The organism is Colwellia sp. KU-HH00111 (assembly GCF_040362745.1).
In the GTDB taxonomy this organism is placed as follows: Bacteria; Pseudomonadota; Gammaproteobacteria; order Enterobacterales; family Alteromonadaceae; genus Colwellia.
In genome coordinates this window covers 41,862-67,255 of sequence record NZ_BAABWO010000003.1, presented here as the reverse complement: position 1 = coordinate 67,255, position 25,394 = coordinate 41,862, and the positions used below count along the sequence as shown (strand labels likewise).

Here is a 25,394-nt window from a genome sequence, read left to right as displayed (position 1 = left end):
CTGTGAACAAAAAGAGAAAGGTCACCTTAAGTAAAAATGATGACAGCTATGGTATTCATTTTAATGCCATGGCTAGTCCCTGTGAAATTCTAGTGCAAACTCAAGACAAGTCATTAGTGCAAGCTTTAGCAAATATTATTTCAGCTGAAGTTTGGCGCATTGAAGATAAATATAGTCGATATGATCCTCATAGTATGTGTAGTGCCATAAATAGTAACGCTGGTAAACAGGTTGTTATTGATGAAGAAACTTATTTGCTGTTAAATTTTGCAACGCAATGTTATCAATTAAGTGATGGCCTTTTTGATCTAAGTTCCGGAATACTCCGCAAAGTTTGGTCTTTTAATGGCGATATTCTGGATAGCTCGCAATTTCCTTCACCGGATACCATTAGGGCCGTCATGCCTTATTTAGGTTGGCATAAAATACGTTTTGATCGCCATAGCATTACTTTAGCCAAAGGGATGGAAATTGATTTTGGGGGTATAGGTAAAGAATATGCAGTAGATCGCGCAATCCTATTAACCAAGCAATATACAACAGTTCCAGTGCTTGTCAATTTAGGTGGTGATTTAGCTGTGACAAGTCCACGCCAAAACGACGCCTATTGGCAAGTGGCCATAGAGCACCCAGGCTTAAGTAACAAACTTATATCTGAGCATGCACCTGATATGATCGTTTCGTTAAAAACAGGTGCATTAGCAACAAGTGGCGATGCAAAGCGGTATATTATTAATAATGGCTTACGTTATGGGCATATTTTAAATGCAAAAACAGGATGGCCCATTGTAAATGCACCTAGATCAATCACAGTCGCTGCGCCACAATGTATACAAGCGGGTATATTAGCAACACTAGCATTATTGAAAGAGGAAAATGCTGAGCACTTTTTAACACAACAAGCGATAAAATATTGGGCAAGGAGATAACATGCGTTTATTGTTGGTAGAAGACGATTTACCCCTAGCAAATGCTCTGCAGCAATCCCTAAAGATAAAAGGCTTCATTGTTAATCATGTTAGCCAAGGGAAGCAGGCCTTAACTGCTTTAGCCACACCTGAACATGATATGATGATCCTTGATCTAGGTTTACCTGATATGGATGGTTTAACATTATTGAAAGAGTTACGAAATCACAACACTACACTGCCGGTTATTATTTTAACAGCACGAAATTCAATTGATAGTAAAGTTCAAGGCCTTGACTATGGTGCAGACGATTATTTAGCCAAACCCTTTGAAATTGAGGAACTAATGGCACGATTACGTGTGATAGAACGTCGTTTAGGGACAGTGAACTCATCGATCATTTCTATCAAGAATGTTAAGCTTGATACACTTGCCCATAAAGTATTTGTTTGCGATCAAACTACATTACAAGAAACTGAGTTAGTATTTTCTAAAAAAGAGTTTATGGTTTTGAAAGCATTAATGGAAAATGCTGGAAGAATACTGTCACGTGAAAATATTGAGTCTAAACTTTATCACTGGGGTGAAGAAATATTGAGTAATGCAGTAGAGGTACATATTCATAAACTACGAAAAAGTTTACCGAATAAATTTATTCAAAATGTTCGTGGTGTTGGTTATATTATTAATATTAAACCAATTTGATTAAATTTATCCCCAACTCAGCACTTCATTAGCGAACCTAGAACAAGCAAAATTGGTTAAACACAGTCACTTTATATTCTTCATTGGTATAACCAGCTTGAACAAAGGCTAAATAAATTTTATGAGCATTCGCCGCTATTTGGTATTAACCTTATTTTCAATGTTAACTTTAATTACTTTTATTGCTGCTACTCAAGGCTATAAAAGCAGTATGTCAAAGGCGCAAGAACAGTTTGACCACCAATTGTTAGACATTGCCAATACACTATTGGCGATTCATTCACAATCAAAGGCAATTGCAGATTTTAGTAGTTCCACTATTCAAATTGCTCAACAAGCAAGTTTTGCGTTTCAAGTATGGAAAGACCAACGTTTAGTATTTAAGAGTAATAATGCCCCCGATCACCTAATTAGTACTGATAATCTTTTTGCTGATCAAACGCATCATTTTTTCGAAGTTAATTTTTTAGCACAACGTTGGCGTGCGCTGAAAATAGCTAATTTATCAACAAATAACTCGCCAGAGTTAAACGCACCAACAATACGCGTAATTGTAGCGCAGCCACTGCAAACGCAATTTATTCTAGCGCAGTCGTTAATTCTATCTGCAGTCACACCAATGATAATTGCCATCATTTTATTATCCATTTTGATCTTTATTGTCATTACTCAAGGGCTAAAACCATTACATCAATTAAGGGATGAATTGAGCCAAAGGAAAAGTCATGATTTTAGTCCTTTAAACTTACAAGTGGATAATACTGAGTTATCAGATGTAGTTCAGACTCTAAACCAATTATTTACTAGGCTAGATGCCGCATTTCAAAGGGAGCGACATTTTGCTTCTGATGCAGCTCATGAGTTAAGAACACCGCTCAGTGTGTTAAAAGTTAACATACACAACCTTATTTATGAACTGAAACAACAGGATCAGCTCGCGGTTTCACAAACGGTTTCGATTGGATTTGATAAGCTAGAATCAATTAAAGCATTGACGAAGAGTGTTGATAGGATGGGCCATGTAATTGATCAAATATTGCATCTGAATCAAACAAACTCAGCAAAATTGACCTACACCCACTGTGACTTTAATCTTAATTTATGTTTAAAATCTGTTATTGCTGACCTGTACAACGATATTTATGCGAAAAATCAACGTATTCATTTAAATAGTAATGATATTTATTTATTTGCAGATGAGTTGGCAGTACATTTATTAGCTACTAACCTAATTTCCAATGCTAATAAATATACGCCCATTGACGGCGAAATTTCCGTGACCGTTAAACAAAAAGATCAAACTGTAATTCTTTGTGTGGAAGATTCTGGTGTAGGAATTGCTGAAGGGGAATATCAGAGAGTTTTTGACAGGTTTTACCGAGTAGGAGGGGATCAACATAATTCCTCAGCGCTAGGGTGTGGATTAGGTTTAACCATAGTTCGTCATATTGCAGATACACATAACGCTAGCATCAAACTGTCAAGGTCACCTGTATTACATGGACTTAAAATTGAGGTTATATTCCCAAGGCACAATCAAACGCCGGAACTAAGTTATGCGTAAACTGTTACCGGAATATTTAACCAAGTTTGTATTTTATAGTTTTGTATTGCTTTTTGCCTTCGCAAGCCAAGCAAAACGCCCCGAGTTACATTTATTGGTCAAAGATCATTTATTTTATCCTGCTACAGTCACTATTCCAGCCAATACAAAAATCAAACTTGTGATCACTAATCGTGATAATACTATTGAAGAATTTGATAGTTTTTCGCTCAACCGAGAAAAAGTATTGTTTCCACATCAAACAGCAATTATTTTTATCGGCCCACTGTCCAGTGGTGAATATAAGTTTTTTGGTGAATATCATCCTCATAGTGCTAAAGGAAAAATAGTTGTAGTTCAATCGTTAGCTGATAAACATGTATTAAAGGAGGGCGCTTATGTTAATTAATACCGTGCTGTTATTTTTACAAAATGCATTGCCTATTTTTATTGTGTCATCTTTATTATTACTACAGTTTCCTTTGAATAAATTGAACATGTACAGTGTAAAATGGTTTATGTTAACACTCATTATCATCACTATTAGTACATTGTTACTTAGTCAAAACCTCTCATATTTATCACAACAATTCGATGGTAAAGGCTTAGAACTTTTTTTAGCGCTAGTGTCGGTGCTAATCTACTTATTTGTTGCTGGCTTATTCATGTTTAATGAGCAAAACAATAGTCGAATTAAAGCCAATCTGGGTTTTATCATATTGTTACTTATTACCAGTGTTAAAGGTGCCTACTTTATTGCCTACTTATCAAATTATTGGTCACAAGCTCAACACTTCGAGGCAATGTTCTTAGGCATTATTTTAGGTGGGGGGATTTGCGTGAGCATTGCTATTTTATTCTATTTTTTATTATCATTTATCAACAATAATTTGGCCAAAAATTGCTCTAATTATTTTATACTTTTGTTTGCTATTGGCCAATTGATGCATGGCGTTGTTCTGTTACAACAAGTCGATATATTATCAAGCGGTCAACAACTTTGGGATAGTGGACACTTAATAGCAGAAAATTCTGAAGTAGGGCAACTGCTTACTGTGCTATTCGGTTATGAAACAACGCCTTCAACAATCCACTTAATTACGTTCCTAATTGCTTTTGTTATTCCGATAACACTACGTAAAATAAAACAGTTGCTGTTATCAGCTAACGGAGCACAATCATGAAACCATTGTTATATTTTAAAGTGACTTTTTATACTATTGGCATCAGTCTATCATTAATATTTAGCCTAATGACCTCTGCATTAGCTGATGGTGTGGTAGTAGACAAAGTCTATCATCCTTATGTTTTACCTAATGAACAAGAGATTGAATGGCGATTATTTTCTCACAGAGAAAGTAAAAATAATCAATTGGCACAGCGGTTTGCTTATGGCCGCTCAATATCTAATAATGCTATGTTAGAGTTTTATTTTGTTGGAGAGCAAGATAGTGATGATAATTTTCGTTTAACCTCTTATGAAGTTGAAGTTCGTTGGATGTTAACCGAACAGGGGGAGTTTTGGGCTGATTGGGGTGTACTATTTGAAATAGAGCAAGAACATCAACAAAAAAACCGGGAAATAACCACTGGAGTGTTATTTGAAAAAGAATTTGGTCGCACAAGTTTGACTTTAAACGCCTTTCTTATTCATGAATGGGGCCAAAGCATTGAAAGTGAATTTGAAACTGAATTTCGAATGAAATATCGTTACCGTTACCTTGAGCAAGTACAACCAGCCATTGAGCTATATTCAGGTGAAAACTATATTGGCATTGGACCAGCATTACAAGGCTTGCAACGTTTTGATGGACAAAAACAATTGAAATGGGAATTTGGTTTTATTACCGGATTAAACCGTCGCAGTAAGGGCCATGTATTACGTGTAGCTCTAGAATATGAATTTTAGCAGCCTTTTTCTTAATCTTAGAAAAAGGCTTTATGGTAATTGTTTTATAAGTCTAATCTAAGTAACAAACATTATTATTTGATATTAGAAGTCAACGCATTATGAAAATTAACTTGATTCGCAATGCGTTGTTATTGAGTTATTAAAAGATTATGCAGTCATTGTTTGTAACTTTATTAATAGCTTATTGATTCACTGCCCACAATTCAATTTTTAAATCAGGATAGTTACCTGATAAATGCAAAGCAATACCACCACTTGTGTGTAACTTGAGCCAATGACTACTTTGTTTGTTTAATTGAAAATAGTGATAGCCTGAATGGTAAGGAACTTGCCTTGGTGCGACGGGGAGAGCAGTTACAGCAATACCGGGAAGCTGGTTATTAACCAATTCACTAATTCCTTCTACAGAGCCAATTTTTATTTGTGCTGGCAAACGTTGACGCAATTCTTCACTCGGTATAGCAGCCTTCACTGCTAAAATGAAGTCAGCACTTTCAAGTGAATGTTTGTCGTGTATTGAGGTGAAATAAATACCGTACTTACTCTTTTCTAATGGCAACTCTATCGCTGTTTGCTCTAGTACGCTACTTAAATTTTGAGTAACGTTTATTAATAAACTATTAAATATATTAGTCAGGTTATCGTGTTGATATTTTAAGAAAGTAGGTGAACGTTTATCTGGCGCACTAAAAGTGGCCAACTCACCAGAAAACATGATAATAGTGTTGTATAAAGTTTCTGGGTGAGTACCTGATAACAAGCCATAGTGTTCAAAAATCGGTTGATATTTATTCAATAATTGCAGCATTAAGAAATCAGATATCGAACTAGAAGAGCCTTGAGCTTGACTGAGTCTTGCTGCTATAGCATCGGCTCGTTGATTAATCATTCCGATGATTTCTCTTGTGACTCTTGTTAAGCCAGAAATATTATTTATTGCTAGGCAAGGTGGGATAAACTTTTTATCTAAACTAACAAGCCCTTCATCAGATACTTCAATAACGCGGGCAATACCAATAGATACATATCCAGCTCGGTCTTCACTTTGTAATTTTAATTGACACTGAAGTTTTCCTACTTGCAGTACTTCTGTGGCGTCTGAGCCGACACTTGTATCAATGATATTGTGATCGTGAAAATGATACCGCGTAATTTGTTCAGTATCGCCATTTGATATGTTTAAACCAGTGCTTTTATTAATAGGAATAACTAAATATATCACTTGATCTAAAGTACCTGAGGGTATGTTGATTGGCTCAGGTAGCGGGTTTTGTTCAGGTAAAATAGCCACCGTACTATCTTGAAAAAGGCAGTCAATACTGTTGAGCCTAAATTGCCCTAATGAGAGCACACTTCTATCAATTTCGAAATTAAACACCCCCCAGCGCAACGGGTTAACTTTGGTGTTAATTGTTGAATGTTGAAATTGTAAATAGCGTTCCTGCTGCTGCATGTGTTGTGGACATAAGAACATGCCTTCGGTCCAAGCAATTGGACTATAATCACTCATAAGATCCCTCTTGTATCATTGTATTTATAGGTTTTTCTATTGTTATTTTTGGTTGTCATAAATTGCTAATTTTTCAATATTAAGAGTGAAATTATCATAGCCTGTTGGCGATACTTCTATGACTGAACGCCAACGAGAGCTGTCTATATTTCGATAAGCAACTACAAAACCGACATAACGTGTATTTTTATTTAATACCATTTTATGAGTTTTTAATTGCTCGGGTTGAAGCTCTAATTCATCCTTTTTAAGTAAATCTGGCCCTAAAATTTCTTCAGGTTTTTCATAAAGAGTAAAAAAATCTTGTGTATCAAAAATAGTGCGAGAGGATAACTCAAAAACTTTAACCACTACGGGTGATGCTCTGCCATTCATATCAGGATTAATATCAGCTGAAACGTTAAAATTTATGTCGGTTGAGGGGGGGATAATCGCATTTATGGTTGAGCAGCTTAATGCACCCACTAACATGGTTGAAAGCAACATTGTTAAAAATATATTTTTTAAATTCATTGTGTACCTACTAATTATTATAATGATTGAATCTTCTTGTCGTACGCTTTAGCAAAATCATCTGAAAGTAGAGAGCTGTTTTGCGTATTCACTTCTTCTACCATATCCTTATGTAAACTTTGATATATTCTCCAAAATCTTGACTGTTTTTGTCCGGGGATAACTTGATCAAGAACAGATTCCTTCAAACACTTTTTCTCTATTTCACTAGGGGCTAGTTGATTGAATACACCTTGTATTGCGCCTATTGTACCTGCACTCAAGGCTATATCATGTTTTTGTGTATCATCAAACGCTTCAGTTATTGCTTTACTTGCAGATAAGAAACTAGAGCTTTTCTTTAAAAAAAGGTTTTGAAATGCATCATCCATGGTTGCTGAAAATTTTAAAGGATTGTTTTCTTGTTGTTGGAATGTGGTTTGATTAATTCTAAATTTATTTTTTAAGGCAGTTCTAGTTCTTAATGATGTCATTAATCCCATCAAAAGTTGTTGCATACTTTCACCCATTTCATAAAGCAATTCATCACTAATTTGGTCAGGGAATAAGGATTGTGATACGCCTAATCCTTCAAAGAACGATTCAAAAGAGGCATTATGAATTGAAGCCGGCGTTTGAGGTTTGTCATTTTTTACCGTTAGTGGTGTGGATTCATTAGGGTGATTTAAATGAGCAGAAAAAGACGTATCTGGTAAACGCGTATCTGCGATAATGCTGGTATCATCATGGGTAATAGAGTTATTTGAGTTAACTTCATCATGTACAGAATTCCATTCTTGTGGAATCGGCTGAGGAACGTCAAAGTGATCATTTAAATCATTAGAAACCAGTGGCATTTGTTTTTGTTTAACTGAATTCGATAATGTGTCATTTAAAATACTGTGTGCCGATATTCCTTGTGCAGTATTTACCCCCGCCACTACATTAACAGCAGCTTGCGCTACAGCAGGTCGTTGAGTCATGGGGTTAGTTGCTTTCGGGTCTGTGATTAATTTGACCTCTATTTCATAATCTCCAAATGATAACAAGTCACCTTGAGATAATTTATGGCTAGCGGATTTACCGAGTGCTTCCACGGCTCGGTTTATAAACAATCCATTAGTTGATAAATCGTAAATATAAAAACTATCGGCTTTATTTTCAATGCGAGCATGTAGTCCAGAGACTATTTTTTCAGGATCTGGTAAATGCCAGTCATTGTCTTCAGAACGACCTAATGTTAAAGAGCTGCTCACGTTTATTTCTGATTTTTGTTCAGGAGAAAGCCGATGAAAGCTTACTATTTTTAAAATCAATTCCATTTATTAAGAATACCTTTTATAAAGTTATATCTGTTATATGCTATGAAAACAATGTGATAATAATTGCGTTTAATACATAAAAAGCAAAACGCTTTTAGTGTTACTAATTAATAAGGGTATATAGCTCATTACCTCTTTTAATTAATTTCCTTGCTGTTTTTAGATGGTTTTTTGCCAACGATTCATTACCATAATTTAGATAAAAGGCAGCCATTTGCTTTTTAACTGCGACTAACGGTATAAAGTCGTTTGGTAATAAGTGATCAAGTTCACTGATCTTTCGATCGATTTTCATTAGTTCCTTAGCTTCACTCAACTGGTTTAACTCATTGTTAAATTGTTCAAAGGTTGTTTTATAAAAAACTTCAGCTGCTTTGTAAGGATATTGAACAGTTTGACCCGCATTGATTTTTTCATTGTATCTGGCTAATTGTGTTACCGATAACTTCATAGCTTTACCAAATTCTAACAGTGGTTTAGCACTTTTATGGTTTGGGAAAGCAAGCTCGCCTACACTTATCAATGTTGTTATTTCACCAACGTCATGATTTTTTAACGCTAAACTAAAGTTATCTCGATAAATGTTGAATACATTTTCATCTGGCTGAAACCGATAGGTAGGATCGATAAAGGCTAAATCATTTATTATTCGGTCAATGCTATTATCTGCTTGTTCAGAATAGCGCCCTTGAGTTAAAAGTAAATTGAGTCGTTCTGTCAAAGCATCAACGGTTGCAATACGGCTATTATTTGATTCATTTTTTAATTCGATAAGACGAATTGAATCTGGATAAAGAGTCAAGGCATCGTCAATAATTAGATCTATTTGATCATAATCTTTATAGATACCATTAACACCTTTAGGAACACTTAAAATCCTTTTCTCGACAATCTTAAGAATTGATGGTCGGTGTTCTCTCAGCAGCCCTTGCTTAAGTAGTCTTTGCTCTGCTGGTATACTATCTAACTGAGATAGCAAATCCAAAGTAGACAAATTTTTAAATGCATTTATTTTATTTTGTTCACTGTCACTTAAGGCAATTACATTATTTAAATTTTTAATTTCAATATGTTGGGCCTGGTAAACTTGAAATGCAGCAGTAGCAACAACAACAGACGCCGCAACCCCTAAGACTTTTGGCCATAGTTTGTTAGCAAAGCCTTTGGTAATTATTTCTACATTTTTACAGCGTTGTGCTTTTTTTAAAGCTAATCCTTGTTTTAATGTTGGCCATAAAAGCCAATTCAAGTGACCAGGTTTCTTTAACGGTGTAGTTTTAAGATCGATTTTATTAGCGGCGGTTCGTTGGTACGGATGTTTAGATGAAAGCAACTCATAAATGATACAAGAAAAAGAAAAAATATCATCAGTTGCACAAGGCGGATCACCTTCTAGTTGTTCATAACTGGCATAAGCCGGTGTAAAACCACTAAGAGGAGATGAGTGTTCGTTATGTTGAACAGCATATTTATCAAAATTTAATTGTAATGCTCTGGCGACACCAAAATCGAAAATTTTAATGATGCCCTGACGGGTTAAAATAATATTCGATGGTTTTAAATCGGTATGGACTATGCCTATTTTATGTGCATAAGCAAGCGCCTCTCCAATTTGTTGAATTAGAATCGTGGCACCTTTAAAAGGAACGCCCACAGGTTTAGAGCGTTTTATTACTTGATCAAGTGTTTCACCATCTAACCATTCCATTACGATAAAATGAAAGTCTTCATATGAATCTACATCATATACGCGGATAATATTAGGATGGGATAACTGTTGGGTTTTTCTCGCCTCCTTAACTAATATTTCTTTTGCCTCTGGAATTGAAGAAAACTGATGCAGCAAAACTTTTATCGCTACATAAGGCTCACTTATTCCCGCTGATTCAAGATGCAAGTCTTTAGCTCGATAGATGTCACTCATCCCACCTGAGCCAATTTGTGACTCTATTAAATAACGGTTTTTTAGACATTTTCCAATAATATTTAGGGGCTTAGTTGCTTTTTTAGGTGAAACACCCGCAAGCACTGTTTTATTATCTAGAGATGAAGTATTAGAATGAGTATTGTCCATAATTAACATTAGTCCTTTAAAGAAAAATAGGTAACGGCAGAAAAAACCAATTAATATACCTATATAAATACGAGCGATATTTTGCTACTTAAATAAAAAAAATTCAATATAAAATACCATTAGTTTAAAAAATAATATGGAGATGACTGTGCTTTTTTAAGGATTAATAGAATATTACTGGCACAGACTCATTTAGCTAAGCACTAAAAATAGCGAACGAATTAGCTCTGTAAAACACGTTTTGAATCAGTAGTGTACTTGAATCAACAAAATTTTTCTTTTATATTACTCTTGCATTTGTAATGCTAAAACATTGCTAATAAGCAGTACCATAAAAAATAAAGGAATATCAAGGTAATCAAGGACGACTATGAATTTTGCTTTCTCTCATCAAAAACGTCTTCTCGTTATTGTATTACTTGCTGTTTCTGTTCTTTTTTTTTTATTTTCGACACAGGCAGCCACCACTATGTTTGGTTTATTTAAAAAATATGATGTTCACTTATCACCCGAAGTTCACGGCGTAATCACCAATAACGGCGAGCCTGTTGTCGGCCTTAAAGTCTTTAGAGGATTGACCTATGGTGATGATAAAGAGTTGATTGACGAAACATTAACTGACGATGAGGGTCGTTTTTCTTTTGATGAGAAAAATATTCGTTCAAGAAAACCAGGCTCTATGTTTGATGAGTCGAGAATTAGGCAGGTTATCGTAGCTAAAGCTAATGATAAAGATTACATGCTCTGGTATACGCAGGCCATTGGAATTGAACCTAATAAAGCATTAACGGAACGTATGAAAAAATTACACTGTGATTTGGCTAATTCAGAAGAAGAACATGAATTTGACAGTGTTGAGTACCCACAAGATGGTTATTTAGTACACAGTATTTGTCGTTGGTAAATAAATTCGAATTTAACTAGTGCTTGAATCAAAACAAATTTTCTTTTATATTACTCTCGCATTTGTAATGCTAATACATTGCTATTAAGCAGTAGCTTAAAAAATAAAGGAATATCAAGGTAATCAAGGACGACTATGAACTTTGCTTTCTCTCATCAAAAACGTCTTCTCGTTATTGCAATACTTGCTGTTTCTGTACTTCTTTTTTTATTTTCGACACAGGCAGCCACCTCTATGTTTGGTTTATTTAAAAAATATGATGTTTATTTATCACCTGAAATTCATGGTCGCATTACTGTTGCAGGAAAACCAATTAAAAACGTGGTTATTAATAGAACACTTACTTATGCGGATGAGATATCTGATCAAAGTAAAACTAATAACGATGGTGAGTTTTATTTTCCTGAGCAGATCATACGCTCTCGTCTACCAGGTCAAATGTTAGATGAAACCCGAGTTTTTCAGACGGTTGACCTTAATTATAAAGATAAAGAGTATTTACTTTGGTACACGGTTACTGAAGGGAAGGCTCATAAAAATATTTATAATAAGCTTCAACAACTAAATTGTGATCTTACAATGCAGGAAGAAAAAAATTATTTTATAAATTACGAATACCCCGAATTTACTCATAACGTATTGAGTATATGTAGATGGAAAAACAAATAAAAAGGAATCTATTATGTTGAATATACCTCCAAAGTTAGCTTCGGAGCTAGCTGAGCTTTCATATCAAATTAAAACCGCGAATAAACAAGGAAAATATAGAGTTGCCGCTAGTCAATTAGTAGATTCTTCTTTCGATTTCGATCTATCCAACGGACCCGTAAGAGGGGTCTCAGGTGGCTTTTTTTCACACCTTTTCCACCGAACTACTGGTTTTGCTTTGCTTGGTCAAGGAAAAGGCGTATATAAAGGAGATCATGTTATTGCAATAAGGGGCACAACCTCTTTACGTGATGGCATAACTGATGCCCATGTGGGATTAACGGGTTCAACAACTGGTTCGAGTGTACATGCTGGCTTTAATAAAACCTTTAACACCATGAAACCTGCTTTTCAGCAATATATCACCCAAGCAAAAAAACAAGGCACTATTGGTACCGTGCATTGTGTCGGTCATAGTTTAGGAGGGGCCTTAGCTGGGTTAACAGCTGACTGGCTGAAAAGTGAATATGGCATGCCGGTTAATTTGTATACTTTTGGCTCACCACGAATTGGTCTAAATGGTTTTTCAGCTCAAACAACCGCGAGAGTTGATAATATATTTCGTTGTACCCATGGTGCTGATCCTGTGCCTAATGTTCCCCTTTGGCCATTCGCTCATGCGCCTTATAATGGCAGCGAATATCGATTAAATAGTGGTCAGGGCTTCAGTCCTAGCGCGCATAAAATGGGGACTAATGGTAATCCGGGTTATGTAAAATCTGCAAACAATAATGATTGGGGAGTATTACAAAAGCGCTCTGATAACTTTTTAAATACGCCAGTGCGTCTTGATTATGATAACCGCAATCAAGCTTCTTACAGTGCCTATTGGGCCGATAAAATTAGTGCCGCGCTGATTACCTTGTTGAAAGATGCTGGTTATTATAGCGCTATTATGGCACAGGCGACGGTAGGTTCAGCACTGACTTTTTATGATCTCATCTCTAGAACATTAGTCAAAGTAGCACAAGCGTCGGTTAAGTACGGTAAACAAGTAGCAGGCTTACTCGGTCATATGTTGGTATTTGCAGGGCAGGCCGCCTACAAATTAACAGAGCTCACCTATGACGTTATAAAATGGGTATTTGATAAAACATTAGGGGTGTTATATCGCTCGGTAAGAGAAGCAATTAATAGTGCTATGTAGCGGTTTTAGGTCAAAGTGAATGAATTTATACCTCGTTATATTAGTATTGTTTTTATTTATACCTGTCATTATTTATGGTGACTATAAAACGGGTCATGAAAAATGTCAGCATAACAGTGAGTTAGTTATAGCTGTTACGCCCTTATTAGCGCTATTTTATTCGTCTCAATTTGTATATGCATTAATAATGTTAATGCTGTTAGTTTTATACGGTGTAGGTTTAAAAGTTGTGGCTCATAAATACCGATGGGTTGAATTTGATCTAAAACTCATGAAAAACCACAGCATTGGCAGTGTTTTTTTAGCTTTATTTGGTTATGGGCTTTATCAATTAGTCGCTTATCTAGGGGATTTATTCGTATCAATTGATTTCGCATATTATACCAATGGAGATTTACTGCTTTTCAAAATAAATTCGGCAATAGCGGCTTTAAATCATTGGCCATATTTAACCTATGGGGCACTCATCGCTGTTATTTTATCTGCCACCTTATTTGACCGCCTACCAGCTAGACAAAACAAAGATGAAGTTTCTCTTTTTGTTGTTCTATTTTTAATACCAGCATCTCTAATATTACCTTGGTATAGCGACCATTATTGGTGGTTTCTACTGGGTACTTTTATTGGTATGCCATTGGTGGTGTTCTTTGTTTATGGTTACAAAGAAGAAAACAAACATGAAGCCATAGATATAGCGAGGATATTTTGTTATGTCTATTTTGCTTTAAGCCACGTAAATGTATTGGTTTATTGGTTGTGTTCATAACAATCATAACAATCATAACTAATTGCATTTGCAACAAACCTCCACACTTACGATAGCGTGTTTATGGATGTTTTTACGATAGAATTCAACGGTTTTTATAACAAATTCTCAATGGAAACCGGCTATTAATTTAAGGATAAATATTACGGTGAATGATAAAACAATACTAAAGCCTAGGCCCGGAAAAGGTGCTAGCCTGCATAATAAAGCCGATAGTGCTCCATCACAGGAAGGAATTAAAACGGTTGTCAGTGAGAAGAAAGTAGACAGTCGTGCCTATAATACGGTGTTAACCATGTCTAACAATCCATTGGTTGATAATGCAGGTACACTATTATCTACTTGTATTAAGCTTAAAACGTCAAAACAAAACGATGATATAAATACGCTAAGGTTGCGATGTGTTGACTTAATAAAAGCTTATGAACAATCACTTCGTACTGAAAATGTTATTACTGAAGATATTCAATCCGCACGTTATTGTTTATGCAGTTTTATAGATGAAACGGTTTTAAATACGCCATGGGGTGGCAACAGTGTATGGGCTTCTGAAAGTCTGTTATCAACGTTCCATAATGAAACCTTTGGTGGGGAATATTTTTACACAATCTTGGAAAGCGCACTGCAAAACCCAGCTGAAAAACACCAGTTGATAGAGTTAATGTACCTTTGCTTAACGCTTGGCTTTGTTGGGAAGATGAAAGTTGAAACACAGGGAGAACAAAAACTCGAAGATTTAAGAGATAAAGCGTACCACAGTGTTCAGGCTTTTAAAGGAGAATTACATCGTGAGCTTTCACCAAATTGGCGAGACAAAGTAATATATGATGATGAATTTCAACAACCATTTCCACTGTGGGTTATAGGTGCGTTATTTGGTGTTGTATTACTTTTTATCTATATGGCATTTAGCTACAACATCAATAATTACTCATCTACGGTTTATAAAGAGCTGGTTTCTTTAGTTCCTTGGTATGAAAACGACAATTCACAAACGCAAAATCTGAGTCGTGATGAAGCTTTAGTTTTGCAGCAGTTATTGCAAACCGAAATATCTCGAAACTTACTTGAAGTTGAACAACTGTCTGATCGTGTTCGCATCAGAATAGGCGCTGGCGATCTGTTTTCTTCGGGTAGCACTCAACCCCGAGCCGACTTTGAAGCCATATTGGCAAAAATTGCTAGAACGCTAGAAAGTACTCAAGGAAAAATATTAATTACAGGCCATACCGATGATGAACCTATTTTTACCACCAAGTTTCCGTCTAATTGGCACCTTTCGCTAGCCAGAGCAACGTCGATAGGTAATTATCTTGCGAATAATGCTTCTTTAAAAGGGCGTTTATGGCCTGAAGGCGTTGGAGAGTCGCAGCCTAGGTTTGAAAACAGTAATGCTCAAAATCGAGCATTAAATCGTCGAATAGAAATAGACTTGTTATTTTAGTTGTTCACAGGGAATTGTTATGTCATTTAAAGAAAAAGCGAATCAATTGTTCACCTTTTTAAAGTCCAAAACAGTGATTACCATTTTCGGCTTCACGTGTTTAGCCCTTTTAATTTGGTTTGGTGGTCCCTTGATTGCTATTGCCGGTTATGAACCTTTAATAACGATATCTGCTCGTATCATATTGTTGTTAATTATTATTATCGTTTGGGGTGCGATAAAATTCACCAGCAAAATGAAAGATAAAAAACAAAGTGAAGAAATGGTGAATAACCTAATTAATGGTGAAGAGGGCGGTGAAGAAAGCTCAACTGATGAAGCCGTTAAAAGTGAGATAGATGTACTCCATAAAAAAATGTTGCAAGCCCTTGATATACTAAAAGCGACTAAGTTTGCCAATAATAAAAATATTTATGAATTGCCTTGGTATATCATGATTGGTCCTCCAGGCTCTGGTAAAACTACGGCCATTCAACATTCAGGTTTAGAGTACCCATTGAAAGAAAAAATGGGCGTGGACATGATTGAAGGTGTAGGAGGAACACGTCATTGTGACTGGTGGTTTACCAATAAAGCGGTGTTAATTGATACTGCGGGTAGATATACCACACAAGATAGCCATGCAAAAAAAGATGCTCGTGCATGGCAAGGTTTTTTAGGTTTATTAAAAAAATTTAGACCTTTACGTCCTATTAATGGGGTAATAATCAGTATGGGAATGTCTGAATTATTAAACCAAACGAAAACAGAACGTAATTTACATGCGCGGGCGATAAAACAACGCTTACAAGAATTACAAAACCAACTTGGTATGACGTTCCCTGTTTATGTTCTATTTTCAAAATCTGATCTAATTGCTGGTTTTAATGAGTTTTTTGATGATTTTGCAAAAGAAGATTGCGAGCAAATTTGGGGAGTTACCTTTCCATTAACTATAGAAGATGAGCAAGAAAGCATTGTTAGTAGTTTTAATAAGGAATTTCATGGTTTATTAAGTAGCCTTAATAGCAGAATTAATACCCGACTAAAAAATGAACGAGATCTTGAGCGCAGAGCCGCAATATATGAATTTCCAAAACAACTACGTTTATTACAAAGTGCTGCCGATGACTTTCTAAAGGAAATATTTTCTCCCAATGCTTATGAAGAAGCACCGTTGTTACGTGGTGTTTACCTCACCAGTGCAACGCAAGAGGGCACGCCAATTGATCATCTTTCGTCAACACTGGCAACGGGTACTCAACCACAAAGTAAAAGTTGTGAAGTAAAGAATCAACGTAGTTACTTTATCAAGCGGTTGCTTGAAGATGTTGTGTTCCCGGAAAAAAACTTGGCTTCAACTAATCGTCAACATGACAAGCAGAGCCTTTTGATCAGACGCAGCTCGATTGTGTTAGCATCGTTAGTGACCATATTCTTTAGCTATGGTTGGTGGTCAAGTTATGCGTGGAATAGTCAATTGGTTGATGAAACAAAAAAAGCATTAACCACCTATCAAGAAGTAACCTCAGGCGGTTTAACTGCGCAAACTGAAGTAATCACCCTAACAAAAGGGCTAAGCGCACTCAGAAATTTTCCTGTGGGTTATAACAATGAACAAAGTGAAGATGCTCATACTTTGGGACTCTACCAAGGTGATAAATTAAAACAACCGGCAAGTGCAGCCTATGAAAGAGCTTTGCAAGCCTATTTATTACCTTTCGTAACGAAAGCATTAACACAAGAAATGTTAAATAATTCAACACATTTAAACTATGTATATGAAACACTTAAGACCTATTTAATGTTATTTAACCCTCAATATTATCAAGAGGAAGACATTAAAATTTGGTTTTCAGCCTACGTTGACAGAGCAATACCAGGTTCAATTAATACAAGTATCAGAAATGATCTCAATCAGCATTTATCTACTTTACTAGAAAACGGAATTCGGGGTAGTGATTATAATGAATCAGTGGTTTTGAGCGCGAGACAAACGTTAACTATGCTGCCGCTAGTAGAACGCGCCTACCAGCGATTAAAAAGTGATTTTATTGATTCAAGTATTCCTGATTTTAAATTAATAGATATTTTGAGTTTTGACAGTTTACAAGGGTTTGCTTTTCAAAGTGGACGCACCTTTGATCAGGGAATTCCTGGGTTATATACCTATAATGGCTTTCATGGCATTTTCAGCATTGAAAAAAATAGAATTATCAAACGATTGATCGAAGATAGTTGGGTTTATGGTGATGATCTTAATGCGCTTGACGATAAAACAAAATTAAAAATAACGGAGCAATTAGAAGAAAAATATATTCGAGATTACATTTTTTACTGGGAAGACTTCCTGAGTGACTTAACCATTAAAACGCTAGACTCTTTAGATGATGGAGCAGAGATCACTCGTTCATTAGCAAGCCCTGATGCACCTATTAAAAGTATCATTGCAGCAGTACAAAAGAATGTCCAATTAACCAAAATACCTTTATCAAAAAATGCTAAGGCAGCAACAGATGTTGCAAAAAGTGCCTCAAGTGTATTGTTTTCGTCAAAAAAATCACGAATTACTCGTTTATTGCCAAAGCAACCATTGGATATTGAAGTTGACTTGCCTGGTAAGGAAGTTGAATTTGCATTTACTGATTTATTAACCATAGACATTAAACAGCTCGATGAAATACAAGGAACGATAAGACTTATTAATCGCAGTATCGATAAAGTATCTGTAACCAGACAACAAACTGTGGCTCAAATGAATCAACAATTAGAAAGCCAGTTTTTATCTCTGGGTGGCAAATTGAGCTCCCAAGTTTCAGACCTCCCTTTTCCGCTATCTGATTGGCTTTTACCTATTGCTGTTCGAACCAAAGGGTTTGCTCAGGTTAACCAAAACCAACGTTTAAATGGCATTTGGAAGTCGAAGGTTCTTGCAGAATATAGAAGAGCGATTAAAGGTCGTTATCCTTTTAATCGTTCGACTACAAGAGAAGTCAGACTAAAAGACTTTAGTCGTTTTTTTGCTTATGGTGGAACGTTAGATAAGTTTTGGACTAAGTATTTAGCTGCACATGTAGACACCAGCAAATCACCTTGGCGCTTTACCAAAAATATTGGCATAAGTAACAATATATTAGTTATGTATCAAAGGGCACATGTGATTAGAGAAGCCTTTTTTGAATTAGATAACAAACAGCCAAGTATTGATTTTAGTCTTGAGCCTCAATATCTTGACCGCAATGTCAGTCAGTTTATGCTCGAAATTGATGGTCAGCAGCTAAACTATCGCCATGGTCCAACCCGTAAAGAGCAATTTATATGGCCCGGCACTAGTGCGAATAGTGAAACACGTATAGCGTTTACTCCGCCTAACGGTGGACGTTCAATGAATAAAAAATATACAGGCGAATGGTCTCTGTTCAAGTTTTTAGATGATTTAGGCCAGCAAAGACCAGAAACCAAAAACGATGGGTTATTGAAAATCACATTAAGTGGATATAACGCCAACCTAAGATTTATTGCTGACAGTGTAAATAACCCATTTTGGATGGTTAATATGGAGCGCTTTTCATGTCCAACAACCCTGTAAGCAACATCGGATTTTGTGGGAAAATACCATGCAAAGGTGATTTCATACAAAACAATTTAAGTGATGATTTTTTAAAACATTGGAATGAATGGCTGCAAGCGGTTTTAGCTGTGAGCAAGGAGCAACTTGAAGATGATTGGTTAAACTGTTATTTAACTAGCCCTATTTGGCACTTTTCACTTTCGCCGGGCATTTGTAGTGATTCAGCTGTACTAGGCACAATTATTCCTAGTATTGATCAAGTCAATCGACATTTTCCTTTTACCCTAGCATTTGAGCATAAGCACTCAGCACTTGATGCTTGGTATCAAAATACTTGGTCTGAAAAGTTTAATGAAACTATTTTAGCTGTGCTTGAAGATGAATTTGAACTTGATACTTGGTGTTTACAGCTAAATGATTACGTTATTGATCTTTGTGAGCCAAGTAGTGCAACAGAGAATTATGAATCTGAAGACAAGTTAAAAAAGGCATGGGTAATAAAAGGCGAGTTTTCACCTAAGCTTGTTGATTTATTACATCAACAATATACCCATCATTATGGGCGTTATAGCTTGTGGTGGACGTTAGGGTCTGCCTTGGTAGAACCTTGCCTTATTGTCACTGAAGGTTTACCTCAGGTAGGTCAATTTGCAGCAATGTTAAATGGCCAATGGCAAGAAAATAACTGGAATATTAGCAAAATAAAGGATTAAGTATGCCGCTCTCAAGTCATGCCCAAACCCATCGTGGTACGGTTAGAAAAATTAACGAAGATGCGTTTTTGGAATTGCCACAACTAGGCATTTGGGTTGTTGCTGATGGCATGGGTGGTCATGCTGCAGGTGATGTTGCAAGCCAATTGGTTATTGATACCATTCAGCAAGCAGTTGAGCACTGCACAATGGATCAACTAGACATCGATACACTAAAAAATGCACTTCAAGAAAGTAACCAAAAATTACAACGTATGAGTGAAACCCAGTTTTCAGGCAATGTGGTTGGTAGCACAGTAGTCGTGTTATGGGTAAATGACAACCACTATTCACTGTTATGGGTAGGTGACAGTCGTGGCTATTTACTCAGAGATAATAAATTACAACAGATCACTAAAGATCATAGCCAAGTTAATGATATGGTTGATGAAGGTATTCTTCGCAAAGAAGAAGCTGAAAGTCATCCGCTAGCCAATGTTATAACGCGTGCTGTAGGTGTAGATGCAAAATTAGACGTGGATGTGATAACCGAAGAGCTTAAGTTGGGAGATGTTTTGTTATTATGCAGCGACGGTCTAAATAAGGAAGTCAGTGATATAGAAATAGAGAAAGCATTACAACCGGGTAATATCATCGATGCAGGTATGGCGCTCATGCATGCTTCTTTAGTTCGTAACGCACGTGATAATGTGACTTGCATAATAGTGAAAAATAATTTAGCTGAGAGTAGCGCTATTTACGATAATGATGATGCAACAATTCCTGTTTTTACCTAGTAATAACGGCTAACTATTGGTTAAGGTCATTCATGCAATGTTGAAAAGATATTGATATTTAAAATTTTAGTAAAAGTAGAATCTTTTGTTGCTATCTATTCTCATCTTGGTTTATCATTGCTTCGTTGGTTTGTTATAACAAATCAGTTAAATGGATTTATGAAAATAATAAGGACTTTTCTTGGCTGCGCTACTTTTTAAACTCGATGATGTTGTTTTACCTATATCTGATGAATCAGAAACAGGTTTAAACCCCCGAGATGACATTTCTCCCACATCAACATACTATCTCCTAAAAGATATTCGAAACGCAGCTAGAGCCAAAGAACGTAAAGCATTAATTGATGACGATGATGTTTTAGCCATTGCATCAGATTGGCGACCTATTCTTGAAAAAATCCCCTACGAATTACAACATAGCTGCAAAGATTTAGAGTTTGTCGCTTGGTTAATTGAGGCACTCTGCCGATTACATGGTTTTGCAGGATTAGCGCTTGGCTTCACCGTAGCATCTGAACTAATAGAGCAATACTGGCATAACCTGTATCCCATTCCAGACCCAAAAGACTTATCAGAACGACTTGCGCCGCTTATCGGCTTGAACGGTATAGAAAGTGAAGGCTCATTAATACAACCAATAAAATCTATTCTTATAATCAAAGGACAATCTCAAGGGCCATATTCAACTTGGCAATACGAGCAAGCACTTGAAGTCAATCGATTAGATCAAGAGAAACAAGTCAAAAAAATTGAAGCAGGCGCAGTCTCCTTGGACGATGTAAATATCGCGATTAAGGAAACACCTGATAGTTATTTTATCGAACTAAATGAGAATATTGAAAATGCTATAACAGCATTTAATCGTTTGTCCAGCGTCATGGATGCTGCTATGGGTGGTGCTCCTCAACCCACAAGTTACATAAGTAAAGCCATGCAAGCCTGCTCAATATGTGTCAAACAACTAGCTGAAAAAGCATTAAAAAAGTCAGCAGAAGCTAATAAATTGTTAGAAATAAATACAAACGCTAATAATGGCGACATTAGTTTAGAGGCTGAAGAAGGCATACATCAACAAATAAGCTCTAGAGTGCAAGCCATAGAAAACTTAGGTTCTATTGCTGGCTTTTTTCGAAAAACAGAGCCTCATTCGCCAATGTCTTATGCTATAGAGCAAGTGATAAGGTGGAGTGAACTCTCTCTTCCCGAATTACTGCAAGAACTCATTCAGGATGGTGAAGCACGTAACGGCTTTTTCAAATTATCTGGAATAAAAACAGAAGAAAAATCATAACGTAAAGCAGATAAACGCTGCATAATTTAATAAATGAAAGGAAATCTCATGAGTATACATGATAAATTAAAAAGAGTTAGAAAGCCCCGTGTTCATATTACCTATGACATAGAAACAGAAGGAGCGGTTGTAAAAAAAGAGCTCCCTTTTGTGATTGGTATTACGGGAGATTTTTCTGGTCATAACACAGCCAACTTAAAACCATTAAAAGATCGTCGATTTGTCCAAATTGATCGTGATAATTTTGATGATGTTTTAAATCGTATGAATCCCAAGCTAGAAATTGCCGTGGATAATACCTTAGTTGATGATGACTCTGAATTAAAAGTTGCCTTAGATTTTCATTCATTAAATGACTTTGAACCAGCAGCCATTGTTAATCAGGTTGACCCGCTGAAAAAATTAATGGAAACACGCAATAAATTACGTGATTTGATGACAAAAGTTGATCGCAGTGAAGATTTAGAAAATATTTTAGAAGATGTATTAAGTAATACTACAAGCTTAGACAAATTAGCGAATGAATTAGATATTCAAGGAGCAGAATAATGAGCACGGAAGCCGAAACTTTAGAACAACCTACCGAAGCAGCTAGCTTTTCTATTTTAGATCAAGCCATTGATGCCACTAAGCAAACAGATTCTTCTCGTGCCGAAGAGCTTATTCGCTCGTTAACTGAAGAAGCTCTAAAAGGTACAGTGCAATGGAATAAAAATCTTACCATTACCTTTAACCAAGCAATCAAAGCAATTGATGAAACTATTTCAAAGCAACTTGCTGCTATTATGCATAATGATGAATTTCAAAAACTTGAAGGAAGTTGGCGTGGTCTTCATCACACAGTTCAAAATTCAGAAACAAATGAAACCTTAAAAATACGTATTATGAATTTAAGCAAAAAAGAACTTCATAAAGACTTAAGTAAAGCGGTTGAATTTGATCAAAGCCAAACATTTAAAAAAATATATGAAGCTGAATTTGGTACGCCAGGTGGCGAGCCCTACGGTTGTATTGTTGGAGATTATGAGTTTAGTAATCATCCAGAAGATATAGAAACATTATCATTAATGTCTAATGTTGCGGCGGCTGGTTTTTGCCCGTTCATTTCAGCGTCAGGATCTTCTTTATTTGGTTTTGATGACTGGACAGAATTAAGCAAACCTCGTGATTTGGAAAAAGTATTTGAATCGTTAGAGTATACAAAATGGCGCTCATTTAGAGATAGTGATGATTCTCGTTTTGTTACGTTAACCATGCCTAGAGTGCTTGCTCGTCTTCCTTACGGTGAAGCCACCAAGCCAGTTGAAGAATTTAGCTACGAAGAGTTAGAGTTGGACGAAACAGGTGCACGCTCAAAAACTGCCGATCATAATAGTTACTGTTGGATGAATGCATCTTATGTAATGGCAACTAATATGGGACAAGCATATAGTAAATATGGATTTTGTACCGCAATTCGCGGTGCAGAAGGAGGAGGTAAAGTTGAAGGACTTCCTGCCCACATTTTCACTAGTGACGATGGTGATCCTGATCTTAAATGTCCAACTGAAATTGGTATTACTGACCGTCGTGAGGCAGAACTTAGTAAATTAGGGTTCTTACCGTTATGCCATTATAAACATACTGATTATGCTGTGTTTTTTGGTGCACAAACCTGTCAAAAGCCACAGATTTTCTCTAGTCATGATGCCACAGCTAATGCAGCAATTTCAGCAAGACTTCCATACTTAATGGCAACTTCTCGCTTTGCACATTACCTCAAGGTTATGGCTCGCGATAAAATCGGTAGTTTTATGGAATCTGATGATGTTGAAGCTTGGTTAAACCGTTGGATTTTGTCTTTTGTTAATGCTTCAGAAGGTGGTGGTCAAGATATTCGAGCTAAATATCCATTAGCAGATGCTAAAGTAGTGGTAAAAGAGATCCCAGGCCAACCGGGAGCCTACAATGCGGTTGCATGGTTACGCCCTTGGTTACAAATGGAAGAGCTAACCGCGTCATTACGTTTGGTAGCTAAAATTCCTAGTATTGGTTAATTGATAATACGTTGAGTTAATGGGTTGATAGGACAAGATATTAGTATGATGCAGGAAGCAATTTCATTTGTAGCAGATGAAGTATTCACAGAAGAAGCTATTAATTACGCCAGTAAACCGTCAACTCAACAAATTCATAATAAGCATTTGGTTGAGCGTTTTTTGCGTGAAACCAATGTGACCAAATCATTAATGTTATGGCTTGAAAATTCAAGTCATAACATTGAAAAATTAGACAGAATCACAGTACTTAGTCTGTTGAGAAAAGCGATAGCCGGTATTGACAAACAGATTTCTAATCAAGTTAATTGCATTATTCACCATAAAGAATTTCAAGCACTCGAGTCTGCATGGCGTGGTGTGTCTTATTTAGTCACTCAAAAGGAAAATAACGATAAGAATCAAAAGATAAAAATTAAAGTGCTTGATTGTAGTTGGCAAACCTTAACCAAAGATATCAACAAAGCAATTGAATTTGATCAAAGTGACTTTTTTAAGCTTATTTATAATAATGAATATGATATGTCAGGGGGAGAGCCTTTTGGTGTAATCATTGGTAACTATCAAATATCGCACAGAAATAAAAAAGGGATATCAACAAACGATATAGATACGCTTAAAGAAATTTCTCGAACTGCGGCTGCGGCATTTGCACCTTTTATAGCATCAGCTCATCCGTCATTCTTTGGTGCTGATGATTTCTCTGATTTAGTATCACATCTAGACTTTACTCATACTTTTAACCAAATAGAGTATACCAAATGGAATTCATTACGTGTAATGGATGATGCACGTTTCTTAGGATTAACACTGCCGTATGTGTTAATGAGAACGCCCTATAAAAATGATGGTAGCCGCAACGAAGCATTTCAGTTCAAAGAAATAATTAAAAACCCACAAAAAGATCATTTATGGGGCAATTCTGCATTCGCTTTTGGTGGTGTTCTCATTCGTGCTTTTGCTGAGTCTGCTTGGTTCGGACAAATTAGAGGAATGCAGCCGGGTAAAATAAATAAAGGATTAGTGTGTGATTTACCCGTGTGTCAATACGCAACTGATTTATATCGTGGAAGATCAAAGCCGCCAATTAACTTGTTAATCAGTGACCGTGCAGAAAAAGCACTATCAGATAGTGGTTTTATTCCATTATCCGCGATACCAGGTAGTGAACATTTAGTTTTTTATAGTAACTCATCTACTCAAAAACCTGATGAATACGATTCTTTAGCTGCAACCGTTAATGCAAAATTATCGTCTATGTTGCAGTACATATTATGCGTTTCAAGGTTTGCTCATTACGTAAAAGTATTGGGACGAGAAAAAATAGGTACCTATAACAACGCTGAATTATGTGAACGAGAACTACAAAATTGGCTTCATCAATATACTACGGCATCAGATACAGCGTCTGATGAGGTACGCTGTAAATATCCATTACAGAGTGCAAAGGTGAAAGTTAAAGAAATGCGTGGAAAGCCAGGACATTACTATTCAACTGTACAATTACAACCTCATTTTCAGTTAGACCAAATGGTTTCAAGTATAAAATTAGTTACCGAGTTAACTCCAAAAGATTAACGCTCAAAAGGAAT

22 protein-coding genes are annotated in these 25,394 nt (G+C 36.1%); 18 read left to right on the top strand and 4 right to left on the bottom strand.

Features of this window, described 5'->3' with window-relative positions:
* Window positions 1-2 precede the first annotated feature (2 nt).
* From ABXG98_RS07380 to ABXG98_RS07355, 6 genes are all read left to right on the top strand, one after another.
* Window positions 3-929, top strand: coding sequence for an FAD:protein FMN transferase (locus tag ABXG98_RS07380; RefSeq protein WP_353538063.1), 927 nt, complete (start codon window positions 3-5; stop codon window positions 927-929).
* Window position 930: 1 nt separating this feature from the next.
* On the top strand, window positions 931-1,614 hold the full coding sequence (locus tag ABXG98_RS07375; RefSeq protein WP_353538062.1) for a response regulator: 684 nt from the start codon (window positions 931-933) through the stop codon (window positions 1,612-1,614).
* A 121-nt stretch (window positions 1,615-1,735) separates the two neighbouring features.
* Window positions 1,736-3,178 carry a sensor histidine kinase gene (locus tag ABXG98_RS07370; RefSeq protein WP_353538061.1) on the top strand — a complete coding sequence of 481 codons (1,443 nt, stop codon included), beginning with the start codon at window positions 1,736-1,738 and terminating at the stop codon, window positions 3,176-3,178.
* On the top strand, window positions 3,171-3,566 hold the full coding sequence (locus ABXG98_RS07365) for a cupredoxin domain-containing protein (protein WP_353538060.1): 396 nt from the start codon (window positions 3,171-3,173) through the stop codon (window positions 3,564-3,566). The genes ABXG98_RS07370 and ABXG98_RS07365 overlap by 8 nt, the downstream gene beginning before the upstream one ends.
* Window positions 3,556-4,341 (top strand): FTR1 family protein, encoded by a 786-nt coding sequence (locus ABXG98_RS07360; RefSeq protein WP_353538059.1) that lies wholly within the window; start codon window positions 3,556-3,558, stop codon window positions 4,339-4,341. Before ABXG98_RS07365 ends, ABXG98_RS07360 begins: the two co-directional genes overlap by 11 nt.
* A complete protein-coding gene (locus tag ABXG98_RS07355) occupies window positions 4,338-5,066 on the top strand; it encodes a hypothetical protein (protein WP_353538058.1) in 729 nt (242 codons plus the stop codon). Before ABXG98_RS07360 ends, ABXG98_RS07355 begins: the two co-directional genes overlap by 4 nt.
* 184 nt (window positions 5,067-5,250) lie before the next feature.
* Here ABXG98_RS07355 and tssK read toward each other — a convergent pair whose 3' ends face one another.
* The 4 genes from tssK to ABXG98_RS07335 all read right to left on the bottom strand — a co-directional run bounded on the left by tssK (window position 5,251) and on the right by ABXG98_RS07335 (window position 10,467).
* Window positions 5,251-6,579 carry a type VI secretion system baseplate subunit TssK gene (gene tssK, locus ABXG98_RS07350; protein ID WP_353538057.1) on the bottom strand — a complete coding sequence of 443 codons (1,329 nt, stop codon included), beginning with the start codon at window positions 6,577-6,579 and terminating at the stop codon, window positions 5,251-5,253.
* A 42-nt stretch (window positions 6,580-6,621) separates the two neighbouring features.
* On the bottom strand, window positions 6,622-7,092 hold the full coding sequence (gene tssJ, locus ABXG98_RS07345) for a type VI secretion system lipoprotein TssJ (RefSeq protein ID WP_353538056.1): 471 nt from the start codon (window positions 7,090-7,092) through the stop codon (window positions 6,622-6,624).
* A gap of 17 nt (window positions 7,093-7,109) precedes the next feature.
* Complete coding sequence (gene tagH, locus ABXG98_RS07340; protein WP_353538055.1) at window positions 7,110-8,393, bottom strand: type VI secretion system-associated FHA domain protein TagH; 1,284 nt, start codon at window positions 8,391-8,393, stop codon at window positions 7,110-7,112.
* A 103-nt stretch (window positions 8,394-8,496) separates the two neighbouring features.
* Entirely contained in the window at window positions 8,497-10,467 is a 1,971-nt protein-coding gene (locus ABXG98_RS07335) for a serine/threonine-protein kinase (RefSeq protein ID WP_353538054.1), read from the bottom strand.
* A 370-nt stretch (window positions 10,468-10,837) separates the two neighbouring features.
* Between ABXG98_RS07335 and ABXG98_RS07330 the strand changes: the two genes are divergently transcribed.
* The 12 genes from ABXG98_RS07330 (at window position 10,838) to tssC (ABXG98_RS07275) (ending at window position 25,380) form a co-directional block, all read left to right on the top strand.
* A complete protein-coding gene (locus ABXG98_RS07330; protein ID WP_353538053.1) occupies window positions 10,838-11,371 on the top strand; it encodes a DUF6795 domain-containing protein in 534 nt (177 codons plus the stop codon).
* Window positions 11,372-11,506: 135 nt separating this feature from the next.
* Window positions 11,507-12,040 carry a DUF6795 domain-containing protein gene (locus ABXG98_RS07325; protein WP_353538052.1) on the top strand — a complete coding sequence of 178 codons (534 nt, stop codon included), beginning with the start codon at window positions 11,507-11,509 and terminating at the stop codon, window positions 12,038-12,040.
* A gap of 13 nt (window positions 12,041-12,053) precedes the next feature.
* On the top strand, window positions 12,054-13,226 hold the full coding sequence (locus ABXG98_RS07320) for a lipase family protein (RefSeq protein WP_353538051.1): 1,173 nt from the start codon (window positions 12,054-12,056) through the stop codon (window positions 13,224-13,226).
* A 19-nt stretch (window positions 13,227-13,245) separates the two neighbouring features.
* On the top strand, window positions 13,246-13,992 hold the full coding sequence (locus tag ABXG98_RS07315; protein WP_353538050.1) for a hypothetical protein: 747 nt from the start codon (window positions 13,246-13,248) through the stop codon (window positions 13,990-13,992).
* A 148-nt stretch (window positions 13,993-14,140) separates the two neighbouring features.
* Entirely contained in the window at window positions 14,141-15,436 is a 1,296-nt protein-coding gene (gene tssL, locus ABXG98_RS07310; RefSeq protein WP_353538049.1) for a type VI secretion system protein TssL, long form, read from the top strand.
* Window positions 15,437-15,455: 19 nt separating this feature from the next.
* Window positions 15,456-19,004 carry a type VI secretion system membrane subunit TssM gene (tssM, locus tag ABXG98_RS07305; RefSeq protein WP_353538048.1) on the top strand — a complete coding sequence of 1,183 codons (3,549 nt, stop codon included), beginning with the start codon at window positions 15,456-15,458 and terminating at the stop codon, window positions 19,002-19,004.
* Window positions 18,986-19,699, top strand: coding sequence for a type VI secretion system-associated protein TagF (gene tagF / locus ABXG98_RS07300; RefSeq protein ID WP_353538047.1), 714 nt, complete (start codon window positions 18,986-18,988; stop codon window positions 19,697-19,699). The genes tssM and tagF overlap by 19 nt, the downstream gene beginning before the upstream one ends.
* A gap of 2 nt (window positions 19,700-19,701) precedes the next feature.
* Window positions 19,702-20,475, top strand: a complete 774-nt coding sequence (locus ABXG98_RS07295) for a PP2C family protein-serine/threonine phosphatase (protein ID WP_353538046.1) — start codon at window positions 19,702-19,704, stop codon at window positions 20,473-20,475.
* 181 nt (window positions 20,476-20,656) lie between these two features.
* Window positions 20,657-21,766, top strand: coding sequence for a type VI secretion system protein TssA (gene tssA, locus ABXG98_RS07290; RefSeq protein WP_353538045.1), 1,110 nt, complete (start codon window positions 20,657-20,659; stop codon window positions 21,764-21,766).
* A gap of 48 nt (window positions 21,767-21,814) precedes the next feature.
* Window positions 21,815-22,315 (top strand): type VI secretion system contractile sheath small subunit, encoded by a 501-nt coding sequence (gene tssB / locus ABXG98_RS07285; RefSeq protein ID WP_353538044.1) that lies wholly within the window; start codon window positions 21,815-21,817, stop codon window positions 22,313-22,315.
* A complete protein-coding gene (tssC, locus tag ABXG98_RS07280; protein ID WP_353538043.1) occupies window positions 22,315-23,802 on the top strand; it encodes a type VI secretion system contractile sheath large subunit in 1,488 nt (495 codons plus the stop codon). Before tssB ends, tssC (ABXG98_RS07280) begins: the two co-directional genes overlap by 1 nt.
* A gap of 45 nt (window positions 23,803-23,847) precedes the next feature.
* A complete protein-coding gene (tssC, locus tag ABXG98_RS07275; RefSeq protein ID WP_353538042.1) occupies window positions 23,848-25,380 on the top strand; it encodes a type VI secretion system contractile sheath large subunit in 1,533 nt (510 codons plus the stop codon).
* The last annotated feature ends 14 nt before the right edge of the window (window positions 25,381-25,394 follow it).